Origin of the sequence: Nocardioides sp. NPDC057772 (genome assembly GCF_042798075.1) — a bacterium.
In the GTDB taxonomy this organism is placed as follows: Bacteria; Actinomycetota; Actinomycetes; order Propionibacteriales; family Nocardioidaceae; genus Nocardioides.
Genome location: NZ_JBHVKN010000041.1, coordinates 21,584 through 31,690, shown reverse-complemented (window position 1 = coordinate 31,690; position 10,107 = coordinate 21,584). Strand labels below are relative to the sequence as shown.

At 69.6% G+C, this 10,107-nt stretch carries 11 protein-coding genes; 5 read left to right on the top strand and 6 right to left on the bottom strand.

Annotated elements, in window-relative coordinates; genetic code table 11:
* Window positions 1–17 precede the first annotated feature (17 nt).
* Both ACFVJS_RS10060 and ACFVJS_RS10055 read right to left on the bottom strand, forming a co-directional pair.
* On the bottom strand, window positions 18–740 hold the full coding sequence (locus tag ACFVJS_RS10060) for an RDD family protein (RefSeq protein ID WP_378878993.1): 723 nt from the start codon (window positions 738–740) through the stop codon (window positions 18–20).
* 60 nt (window positions 741–800) lie between these two features.
* Window positions 801–1,361, bottom strand: a complete 561-nt coding sequence (locus ACFVJS_RS10055) for an RDD family protein (protein ID WP_378878991.1) — start codon at window positions 1,359–1,361, stop codon at window positions 801–803.
* Window positions 1,362–1,457: 96 nt separating this feature from the next.
* Here ACFVJS_RS10055 and ACFVJS_RS10050 point away from each other — a divergent pair, with 96 nt between their 5' ends.
* On the top strand, window positions 1,458–2,594 hold the full coding sequence (locus tag ACFVJS_RS10050) for a YihY/virulence factor BrkB family protein (protein ID WP_378878988.1): 1,137 nt from the start codon (window positions 1,458–1,460) through the stop codon (window positions 2,592–2,594).
* Here ACFVJS_RS10050 and ACFVJS_RS10045 read toward each other — a convergent pair.
* Entirely contained in the window at window positions 2,591–3,190 is a 600-nt protein-coding gene (locus ACFVJS_RS10045; protein WP_378878985.1) for a protein-L-isoaspartate O-methyltransferase, read from the bottom strand. The two genes, ACFVJS_RS10050 and ACFVJS_RS10045, sit on opposite strands and share 4 nt — an antisense overlap.
* Between ACFVJS_RS10045 and ACFVJS_RS10040 the strand changes: the two genes are divergently transcribed.
* The 4 genes from ACFVJS_RS10040 (at window position 3,189) to ACFVJS_RS10025 (ending at window position 8,166) form a co-directional block, all read left to right on the top strand.
* On the top strand, window positions 3,189–3,956 hold the full coding sequence (locus ACFVJS_RS10040; RefSeq protein ID WP_378878982.1) for an enoyl-CoA hydratase family protein: 768 nt from the start codon (window positions 3,189–3,191) through the stop codon (window positions 3,954–3,956). The genes ACFVJS_RS10045 and ACFVJS_RS10040 overlap by 2 nt on opposite strands.
* 60 nt (window positions 3,957–4,016) lie before the next feature.
* Window positions 4,017–4,544, top strand: coding sequence for a SigE family RNA polymerase sigma factor (locus tag ACFVJS_RS10035; protein WP_378878979.1), 528 nt, complete (start codon window positions 4,017–4,019; stop codon window positions 4,542–4,544).
* On the top strand, window positions 4,544–5,869 hold the full coding sequence (locus tag ACFVJS_RS10030) for a hypothetical protein (protein WP_378878977.1): 1,326 nt from the start codon (window positions 4,544–4,546) through the stop codon (window positions 5,867–5,869). The genes ACFVJS_RS10035 and ACFVJS_RS10030 overlap by 1 nt, the downstream gene beginning before the upstream one ends.
* A 107-nt stretch (window positions 5,870–5,976) precedes the next feature.
* Entirely contained in the window at window positions 5,977–8,166 is a 2,190-nt protein-coding gene (locus ACFVJS_RS10025; RefSeq protein WP_378878975.1) for a HelD family protein, read from the top strand.
* Here ACFVJS_RS10025 and ACFVJS_RS10020 read toward each other — a convergent pair whose 3' ends face one another.
* The 3 genes from ACFVJS_RS10020 to ACFVJS_RS10010 all read right to left on the bottom strand — a co-directional run bounded on the left by ACFVJS_RS10020 (window position 8,167) and on the right by ACFVJS_RS10010 (window position 10,092).
* The gene (locus ACFVJS_RS10020; protein WP_378878972.1) at window positions 8,167–8,811 is read right to left on the bottom strand and encodes a nucleotidyltransferase domain-containing protein; all 645 of its coding nucleotides are present in this window, start codon (window positions 8,809–8,811) and stop codon (window positions 8,167–8,169) included.
* A gap of 169 nt (window positions 8,812–8,980) precedes the next feature.
* Window positions 8,981–9,595, bottom strand: a complete 615-nt coding sequence (locus ACFVJS_RS10015) for a hypothetical protein (protein WP_378878970.1) — start codon at window positions 9,593–9,595, stop codon at window positions 8,981–8,983.
* On the bottom strand, window positions 9,592–10,092 hold the full coding sequence (locus ACFVJS_RS10010) for a SigE family RNA polymerase sigma factor (protein WP_378878967.1): 501 nt from the start codon (window positions 10,090–10,092) through the stop codon (window positions 9,592–9,594). The genes ACFVJS_RS10015 and ACFVJS_RS10010 overlap by 4 nt, the downstream gene beginning before the upstream one ends.
* Window positions 10,093–10,107 lie beyond the last annotated feature (15 nt).

The following is a 10,107-nucleotide window of genomic DNA, read 5'->3' as shown; positions in this document are numbered from 1 at the left end:
GCTGCGTACGGCTGCCTCTACTTCTTCGGCTCGACGACCACGATGGTGCTGAGGATCTTGTCGGCGAAGGTCTGACGCTTGTCGTCCCACAGCGGCCACAGGTAGCCGATGTAGCAGGCGAGCTGGTCGAGGTAGTGGACGAAGAAGCGTCCGATCGAGAACCAGGTGCCGAGGACCTGGCCGTCGGCCTCCTTGACGACCTTGATGCCGAGGACACCCTTGCCGATCGAGTAGCCGGTCTTGCCCTGCTTCAGGCCGTAGTTCCAGAACAGGAAGGCGAGACTCACGAGGAAGCCGACGAACATGAGGAGCCCGCCGATGGCCATGAGCGCCCCGTTGGGCTCGCCGGCGGGCGTGTACATGCCGGTGTTCGGGTCATACTCCGAGACGCCACCCGCGGCGGCCCCACCGATGAGCAGGCCGTAGCCGATCCAGAACGGGATCATGGCGACCGCCCCGACGAGTCCGTCGATGATGAAGGCACCCGCACGTGCGCCCCAGGAGGCGTACGGCGGCGTCGGAGCGCCGTAGCCGCCCGGAGCTCCGTAACCAGCCGGGGCGCCGTAGCCGTAACCGGCCGGACCGGCCGGAGCGGCAGGGGCGGCGCCGTAGCCCGGTGCGGGCGGAGGCGGTGGGGCGCTGGGCTGGCCATAGGCCGGCGCGGGCGGCGGAGTCGGCGGCAGAGGAGGCTGGCCGGAGGGGTCCTGCGGGGCGCCAGGAGGCGGGCCGTAGTTAGACATGGGCAGAGTATGGCCACATCGCGACGCAATTGTCAGCGCACACGCCTGGGCCTGCCGCGGCTATGGACGAGGCTCGACGACGACCACGGTGCCGACGATCTTGTCGGCGAAGGTCTGACGCTTGTCGTCCCACAGCGGCCACAGGTAGCCGAGCATGCAGAACCCGTCGAGGACGTGGAGCAGCTGCCGGGCCAACGCGACCGGGACGCCGATCGTGGCCTGCGAGTCGTGACGGACCAGCTTGATCCCGATGACCCCCTTGCCGATGGTGTAGCCGGAGCGGCCCTGCTTGAGGACGTGGTTCCAGATCGCGAAGACGAGGCCGCCGACCCATCCGGCCAGGGTGACCAGAAGCCCGAACGCGGTGACGAAGAAGCCCGACTCCTGCGCCAGCCCACCGCCCACCCCGGCGACCAGATAGAACGGCAGCAGCAGCGCGACGTCGATCAGCGCGCCGCCGGCGCGGCGGGCCCAGGTCGCGAGCGGAGGCCCGGAGGGGACGTACGACTGCTGTGCCCAGGGCGGCATCTGGGGCTGTTCGCCCGGTCCACGAGCGGGGTCCTGCGGTGCGCCTGGCGGCGGCCCGGTCGGCGGGCCGAAGTTGGACATGTGGTGGGTCATCTCCTCGAGTGTGCTGACCTGCTGACCTGACCGACGTTCAATCTATCGGGTCAGGCAGGGGTTAGCCTGACCCTTGTGGCTGGAGCGGCGAAGGCAATGGATCGGGCTCAGCGCCGGTTCCCGCCGGTCGCGTTCCCGATCGCCGTCGTCTACAAGTTCTACGAGGACCAGGGCAACAACCTGGCCGCGATCATCACCTACTACGCCTTCGTCGCGGTCTTCCCGATCCTGCTGCTCGCCTCGTCGATCCTCGGTTTCGTGCTGGAGGGCAACCCGCGCCTGCAGGAGGACGTGCTCGACACGGCGCTGGCGCAGTTCCCGATCATCGGCGACCAGCTCGGACGCAAGGAGCTGACCGGGTCGACCGGCGCGATCATCGTCGGTGGTCTGGCGGCCCTCTACGGTGCGCTCGGTCTCGGCCTGTCGATGCAGAACGCGGTCAACACCGCCTGGTCGGTGCCGCGCAACAGCCGGCCCAACCCGATCCTGCTGCGAGTGCGGTCGCTGTTCATGCTCGCCGCCGGTGGCCTGGCCATCCTCTCGGTCACCGCGCTGTCCCTGGTCTTGAGCCACACCGACTTCCTCGGGTTCAAGGCGGTCGACGTCGGCTACTGGCTGGTGATCCTCGGCACCGTCGCGATCGTCACCGGCATGCTGTGCGTCGTCTTCCGGATGGCCACCACGCGCGACCACTCGCTCGCGCACGCCCTCCCGGGGGCGTTCACCTTCGGGCTGCTGTGGCAGGTGCTGCAGTACTTCGGCGCGGAGTTCGTCCAGCACGTGCTCGCCGCCACCCGCGGCATGAACCAGACCTTCGCGCTGGTCCTCGGTCTGGTCGCCTTCCTCTACATCGCGGCGCTGATGGTGGTGATCTCCATCGAGGTCAACGTCGTCTACTCGCGCCACCTGTGGCCGCGGGCGCTGCTCACCCTCTTCACCGACGACGTCGAGCTGACCGAGGCCGACCGCCGCGCCTACGCGAGCTACGCCCTCATGCAGCGCCACAAGGGCTTCGAGACGGTGGCGGTCACCTTCGACGGTCCCGACGGCAACACCCACGAGATCGTCATGGACCCCTCCTGGCTCCGCAAGACTGCCCGCCGGATCCGGCGCCGCGACGAGTTCAGCCGCCCGTTGCCGCCGACCAAGCCACCGCCCCCGGTCCCGCCGGGCAAGCTGCGCGCGGTGCCGCACCCCGACGAGGGCGAGCAGAAGCGGCGTACGGGGCCTTAGGGCTTACGCAGCGGCACGAAGCGATACCAACCGTGGCTGCTCAGGCGCGCGGTGCCGGTCTCGTTCCGTTCGACCAGCATCATCAGGCCGGCCACCGGCACCACCATCCGACCCGGCGCGGCGAGCTGGTCCATCAGCTCGCCCGGCATCGCCTCGGCCTCGGCGGAGACGAGAATGCGGTCGTACGCAGCCTGGTCAGGCCACCCGAGCACGCCGGGCCTCGCCTTCTCGATGCGGGCCCACGGCTGGTCGGTCGCGGCCAGGTTCCGGCGGCCGAACCTGACCAGGGACGGCTCCAGCTCGACGCCGATGACCATTCCCTCGGGCCCGGTCAGATGCGCGAGCAGCGCGGTGGTCCAGCCCGATCCGGAGCCGACGTCGAGCACCTTGTCGCCCGGTGAGACCTGGAGAAGGCGAAGCATGTCCGCCACGGTCCGCGGCTGCGAGTTGGTCTGCCCGTGGCCGATCGGAAGCGGCTCGTCGAAGCCCGCGAAGTCCCGCTCCTCAGGTGGGAGGAATCCCTCCCGAGGAATGGCGGAAAACGCATAGCGGACCGGGTCCACACCCCCAGTCAAGCACCGTAAGGTCTGCCCCATGACTGAGTCGCCTGAAACCACCGCTGAGCTCGTCCACCTCGATGTCGTCGACGGAGTCGCCACCATCACCCTCGACTCGCCGGCCAACCGGAACGCGCTCTCCCGCCAGCTGGTCACCGAGCTGTTCGATGCCCTGCACGCGGCCGACAAGGACACCTCGGTCAAGGCGGTCGTGCTTCAGGCGACCGGCACCGTCTTCTGTTCCGGCGCCGACCTCTCCGAGGCCGCGACCGTGCCGATGGAGGAGGGCACCCGCGGGATCGTACGTCTCCAGCGCACCATCGTCGCCCTGACCAAGCCCGTCGTGGCGAAGGTCCAGGGCCCCGTGCGCGCCGGCGGCCTCGGGCTCGTCGCCGCCGCCGACATCGCGATCGCCGCCGACACCGTCTCCTTCGCGCTCACCGAGGTCCGCCTGGGCCTGGCCCCCGCCGCGATCTCCCTCTCGATCCTGCCCCGGATCGACTCCCGCGCCGCCTCCCGCTACTTCCTCACCGGCGACAAGTTCGACGCCGCCGAGGCCGCCCGCATCGGCATCCTGACCGCAGCCGTCCCCGCCGAGTCGCTCGACGACGAGGTCGCCGCCATCACCTCCTCGTTGTTGGAAGGATCGCCTCAGGGTCTGCGCGAGACCAAGCGCCTCATGGTCCGCGGCCTGGTCGAGCACATCGACGCCGGCGGCGAGGAGATGGCCGCCCTCTCCGCCCGCCTCTTCGGCTCCGACGAGGCCCGCGAGGCGATGACCGCCTTCCTGACGCGGAAGAAGTAGCTCGACAAATGAGAACGGCGCGAGGCAACCATCCTGGCCGCCCACACGGTCAGGGTGGGCATGACGACGGATGCCATCGCGCCGACCCGGCGCGAGCGTGAGGTGAGGGTTGCGGCGGTCGACTTCGACGACTTCGTCGCGGCGCGATCGGGTGCGCTGCTGCGTACCGCCTATCTCCTCACACGTGACCACGCGCTCGCCGAGGACCTGCTGCAGACGTCGCTCACCAAGGCGTGGTTCGCCTGGGCGAAGATCGAGAACCACGAGGCGTACGTCCGCAGGATCCTCGTCAACACCTACACCTCGTGGTGGCGACGGAAGTGGAACGGCGAGCAGGCTGTCCCGGAGCTCGTCGAGAGCTCCGTCGACCATCCCGAGGAGGGCGCCCACGATCTGTGGACCGCGCTCGGGAGGTTGCCGCGCCGACAGCGCGCGGTCATCGTCCTGCGCTACTTCGAGGACCTCACCGAGGCCCAGACAGCCGATCTGCTCGGTTGCTCCGTCGGGACCGTGAAGTCCCAGACGTTCAAGGCCCTCGCCAAGCTCCGCATCGACCCCGCCCTCGCTCCGGCCCAGGAGGAGAACTGATGAACACCATCGACGACCTCCGTACGATGCTGACCGTTCGCGCCGACCAGGCCGGCGCTCCGATGATGGCGCGTGGCGTGGCTGTTCGCGCGCGGATCCAGCAGGTTCGTACGCGGCGGGCGGCCGTAGCCGCTGTCGTTGCCGCCGTGGTTGCCACCGCCGGCCTGGTGGTGCTGATGCCAGGCCTCGCCCGCGTACCTGTGGCCGGGCTGCCGGGGGAGGTGAAGGCCCTGCACTTCACCTACGAGCTCGCCGACACCGAGGCGCTGGAGGTCGGCCCCGATCATGATCAGATCGAGGTGCCCACGCCGAGCGACGACGGACAGTGGGGAGTCGTCGTACGAGGAACCGGTCTGGAGGCCGGCACCGCCACGGTCTTCATCAACGACGAGCCGGTCCTGCGGGTCAGGGGAGATGAGCGCTCCGCGTTGCACCCGATCCCGTTCCATGCGGGCGGACACATCACCGTGCAGGCAACGAACGCTCCTGACGGCGGTGAGGTGTCGCTCGGCCTCTACGAGAGGACCGGGGGCATCGCGGGCGATGCGGTGAGCCACGCAGGACGGATATTTCCGGCGACCTACGGCGGCGCGTCGCTCCTCGGCGGAGAGTTCGGCGATCCGGACGACACGGTGGTCCGCTACTCGTTCCGCGCCAGTGGCCGACCGATCGTGGTGGCACCGGTCTGCATGGACCCGACGGGCATGTTCGAGGTCAGCTATCAGATCGACGGGAAGGCGGTCGGAGGCGGCGGCTGCAGCGCGGACTCGTTCGTCATGCCGACGCCTGATCTGGCGATCAGCCAGCTGTGGCAACCGGACGGATTGCTGTCGCCCGGCCGTCACACCGTGAAGCTGGTCGCCATGCGCCGGGACGGATCGACCAACCCACCGGAGCATGTCGCCGTCCTCATGGGGATTGCGGTCTACGAGGCCGGGGACCAGATTCAGCTGGGTGCCACGAAGATCGACAAGCTCACCGAGCACGACGGTCGGCGCTGGCAGGTGGACCGGGTCATCCCGATCTCGAAGACTCGCGCGTTCTCGACCGAGATCGCCACCGGCGATCGCCCAGCGCTGGTCGGCTATCAGACCTGTGGCGGGTCCGTCACGAGCCGCGCGACGTCCCGTGAACTCGGTCGACGCACGGACGGTTCGACGTCCACGGACAACACCGGGGGTTGCGGCTATCTGGTGGGCGACCAGCTGTTGGCGTACGACACGTACGACGTCGCTCTGGAGACGACCGAGGACGACCTCGCGAGGAGCGGCAACGGCCACGACACCTTCGACGGAGCACTGGTGGTCTACCGTCCGGTCGACTGATGGCACCTGTGCCCGCGTTACCCCACGTCGGGGTAGAGTTGTCTCCTTGCCGTGCGCCATGGGGGGCGCACGGCGGGTGTGGATCTTTGTGACGGGGGAACATCCAGTTGAACGACAAGCTGGCTGAGCGCGAGATCGCTCAGGAGCAGGGGTTCGTAGATCGTGTCTACCTCCAGCTGGGGGAGTCGGCGCGCGCTGCGCAGGAGCTGGCCAAGGAGGGCCGCGACCGTGGGCGCCTGGGGCACGAGGGCGGACTGGTCGAGCGCGACGCGTTCGCCTTCCAGGCGGCGCGACGGATCGCCCAGCTCGATGCTGCGCACGAGGGGCTGGTCTTCGGTCGCCTCGACCTCGACCCGGAGGTCGACCCGGAGCCGCGCTACGTCGGCCGCATCGGTCTGCGCAACGCCGAGCGCGACTCGTTGCTGATCGACTGGCGTGCCCCGGCGGCCGCGGTGTTCTACCAGGCCACCGCGGTCGAGCCGAAGTCGGTGATCCGGCGCCGCGTGCTCCGCTCCGAGGGCCAGACCGTCGTCGGCATCGAGGACGAGCTGCTCGACGCCGAGGCTCTGGAGCGTTCCGGTGCCGACCTGCCGATCGTCGGTGAGGGCGCGCTGATCGCCCAGCTCAGCCGTGCCCGCGACCGCACGATGCACTCCATCGTCGCCACCATCCAGGCCGAGCAGGACAAGGCCATCCGTGCGCCGGGTCGCGGCGTGACCACGATCTCCGGCGGTCCCGGAGTGGGCAAGACCGTGGTGGCTCTCCACCGGGCGGCGTACCTGCTCTACACCGAGCGCCGGCGCTACGAGTCCGGCGGCGTGCTCATCGTGGGCCCGTCGGGCGTCTTCATGCGCTACATCGAGCGCGTCCTGCCGAGCCTCGGTGAGACCGCGGTGGCACTGCGTTCGCTGGGTGAGGTCGTCGACGGCGTACGCGCCACCTGGCACAACGACCCCGCCGTCGCCGACGTGAAGGGCTCGGCCAGGATGGCCGAGGTGCTGCGTCGTGCCTCGCGCCAGCAGGCGCCGGGCTCCCCGCGCGAGTTCAAGGTCTTCTACCGCGACGACTCGCTGCGGCTGGACGGCAAGCGGCTCGGTGAGCTGCGCCGCCAGCTGATGAGCCAAGGCCGCCGCAACCAGCAGCTGCGCCGCGTACCCCAGATGCTTCTCGACATCCTCTGGCGTCAGGTACGCGGTGAGCGCGGCCGCGAGCGGGGCCGCGAGGCCTTCAACGACGAGATGCTCGACAACCCGGCCTTCCTCGACTTCGCCGCCGCCTGGTGGCCCGCGCTCGAGGCGCGGGAGGTGCTCGGCTGGCTCCGCGACCCGGAGTTCCTGGCCCGCGTCTCCGAGGGGATCCTGACCTACGACGAGCAGCAGCTGCTCCTGAAGTCGTGGGCTGGCCGCGGGCTGACCGACGCCGACCTGGCCATCGAGGACATCCCGCTGCTCGACGAGCTGCGCTACGCGATCGGCGACATCCCCGAGCAGGTCGCCGACGAGCGCGACGCCGACCAGAGTGGCATCGACATCGCCGAGCTGATGACCGCCTCCGACCGCGAGTTCGCCTCGGGCCGGGGCTGGCGCCCGCCGACCTACCGGATCGACGACGACCCGTTCGCCCACATCCTCATCGACGAGGCCCAGGACCTCACCCCGATGCAGTGGCGGATGGTCGGTCGCCGGGGACGTACGGCCTCCTGGACGATCGTCGGTGACCCGGCTCAGTCCTCGTGGCCGGTGCCGGAGGAGGCGGAGGAGGCGCGGGCCAAGGCGCTCGAGGGCAAGCCGGTCCACTCCTTCCACCTGTCCACGAACTACCGCAACTCGGCCGAGATCTACGCCTTCGCCGCCGCGTACGCCGAGCGGGTCGGGCTCGACGCCGACCTGCCGACCGCGGTCCGCTCCACCGGCGTCGAGCCGCAGGTCATCGAGCACGCGGTCGACCTGGAGAAGGCCACCCGGGAGGCGGTCGGCGAGATCGCGTCCCAGGTCGGCGGCACCGTCGGCATCGTGGTCCCGGTCGCGCGCCGCTCCGAGGTCAACTCCTGGCTGGCGTCGTGGACGGAGTTCGCGGCCGACGCTCCTTCGGCTGCCGCCTCGGCCGCCGACCCGACCTCTGTGCCCTCCGGCGAGGACCGCATCGTCGTCCTCACCGGTCTGGACACCAAGGGCCTCGAGTTCGACGGCATCGTCGTGGTCAGCCCCGACGAGATCGAGCGTGAGTCGGCCACCGGCCGCGCCACGCTCTACGTCGTCCTCACCCGTGCCACCCAGCTCCTGACCACCGTCTCCTGACTAGAGGGCGGCGATCCAGGGGTGGCCGGGCAAGGTCTGTTCGAGCGCGCCGCGCAACCACCTGCGGTCGCGGTCGTTGAGCAGCGGGACGGTGGCGTCGAAATCGGCCTGATCCTTCGGGCGCAATCCGCTGGCCTTGTAGAGAAGCTGGATCTCGGGGGCCAGATAACGTACGCCGTCCCGCTCCCAGAGCGCATCGGTCATCGGCATCCGGATCGACGGATCGCGACGGTACTCCCACAGTCGGGCTGAGCCAGGGGAGAGCAGGATGTCGTACTCCCAGGGGCTCAGCGCGCTCTTGCGTATCCAGATCTGACCCTCGGTGTCCCACAGCGTGGCATCAGGATCGTCGTCGATGTCGTCGTCGGGAAGCAGCGGGCGCAGCGCCGTCGTGCCGGCTGCCCACACGTCGAATCGTCCCGCCAGATGCTTCCTCAGCCGTGGCAACTCGTTACGCAGCACGCTGACGTCGACGTCCTCGTGCTCACGACGCACGCCGGTGAACGCTTCGATCGCCCATCCACCGGCGATCCACCAGGTGCCGGGATAACCGGCGAACAGTGTGGCCACGTCGGCCGGCGTGTGCGAGGCCCAGCGCCCATAGAGCCGCTCGAAGTCCTCATTGCTCAAGTCGTTGACTCCCACCGGCGGAGCCTAGCCGTCATCGCCGACTCGGCGCGTCTGTCCCGTCGAATTGCGCCGAGTCGGCGCGACTGTCCCGCGTTGTTGGGGCAGTTGCGCCGACTCGGCGATCAGATCTGGGACATCAGCGCCGACTCGGCGAGCTTCGGCGGGACAGGTGCGCCGACTCGGGTCAGCCGAAGGAGGGCTTGGCGTCGGCGGTGACCTCGATGCCCTCGGCGAACTCGACGAGCTGCTTGTCGGTGAGGTGGATGGTGTTCCACATCTGGATGACGACGGTGAAGTCGCGGTAGGCGTACTTGAGCGTCGTCGTGCCTTCGGAGTTGGTGACGATGGTGGCGGGCTGGCCGTCGACGGTGGTGTCGGTGGCGCTCTCGGTGGGCGAGGATTCGGTCTCGAGGGTCACCACGATCTTGTCCCGGAAGTCGCTGATGGTCGACTTGTCGTCGGGGCGGGCGACGGCGAGGACGTGCTGGTCGGTTCCCTGCAGCACGAAGCCCTCGGGCACCTTTGCCACGGTGTAGCCGGGCATCTGAGTGCCGTCGTAGTCGACGAGGCGTACGTTGTCGGCGGCCTGGGTGATCGGCGTGACCTCGTCGTCGGAGGTCAGGGCGATCCCGCCGAAGGCGCCGCCGACCGTGAGGGTCAGGGCGGCGCCGCCGAGGGCGGCACGCTTGATCCGGCGGCGGGAGAGAGCCCGGTGTCCGCGGCGGAGGTCGGCGGCGGTGTCGTCCGTCGGCGAGGCGGCCGGGGTCAGGCGGGCGAGGCGGTCGATCACGTCGTTCATCGGGAGTCTCCTGTCAGTTGGGTGGGGGTGAGCAGCGCACGGAGCTTGTCGAGGCCGCGTGCCGTCTGGGACTTCACGGTTCCGGTCGAGCAGCTCAACGCGTCGGCGACGTCGTCTACCGAGAGGTCGTGGACATGGCGGAGCACGACCGCTGCACGCTGGCGGGGTGGGAGCTCGGCCAGGGCCGCGACCAGCTCGGGATCGACCATCGCCGGGTCCTCGACCGCGGCCTCGGGCAGCGAGACCGCGCCGTGCTCCCGTCGGAAGAACGGCCGCCTGCGGTGGTCGGTCAGGCAGTTGACCAGGGTGCGGCGAGCGTACGCAGCGGGCTGCTGGGACGCTCGCCCCCAGGCCAGGTAGACCTTGACCAGGGTCGTCTGGACCAGGTCCTCGGCCAGGTGGGCGTCGCCGGCGGTCAGCAGCCGGGCGGTGCCGACGAGCTGCGCTCGGTGGCGGCGTACGAAGGCCTCGAATTCGGCGTCTTGGGAACGTCTCACGCTCTCTCAACGGAT

What these genes read in the sequence shown, in the direction of transcription:
- ACFVJS_RS10060 (WP_378878993.1), bottom strand. Translation starts at nt 740, where the DNA reads ATGTCTAACTACGGCCCGCCTCCTGGCGCCCCGCAGGACCCCTCCGGC.
- ACFVJS_RS10055 (WP_378878991.1), bottom strand. Translation starts at nt 1,361, where the DNA reads ATGACCCACCACATGTCCAACTTCGGCCCGCCGACCGGGCCGCCGCCA.
- ACFVJS_RS10050 (WP_378878988.1), top strand. Translation starts at nt 1,458, where the DNA reads ATGGATCGGGCTCAGCGCCGGTTCCCGCCGGTCGCGTTCCCGATCGCC.
- ACFVJS_RS10040 (WP_378878982.1), top strand. Translation starts at nt 3,189, where the DNA reads ATGACTGAGTCGCCTGAAACCACCGCTGAGCTCGTCCACCTCGATGTC.
- ACFVJS_RS10045 (WP_378878985.1), bottom strand. Translation starts at nt 3,190, where the DNA reads ATGGGGCAGACCTTACGGTGCTTGACTGGGGGTGTGGACCCGGTCCGC.
- ACFVJS_RS10035 (WP_378878979.1), top strand. Translation starts at nt 4,017, where the DNA reads ATGACGACGGATGCCATCGCGCCGACCCGGCGCGAGCGTGAGGTGAGG.
- ACFVJS_RS10030 (WP_378878977.1), top strand. Translation starts at nt 4,544, where the DNA reads ATGAACACCATCGACGACCTCCGTACGATGCTGACCGTTCGCGCCGAC.
- ACFVJS_RS10015 (WP_378878970.1), bottom strand. Translation starts at nt 9,595, where the DNA reads ATGAACGACGTGATCGACCGCCTCGCCCGCCTGACCCCGGCCGCCTCG.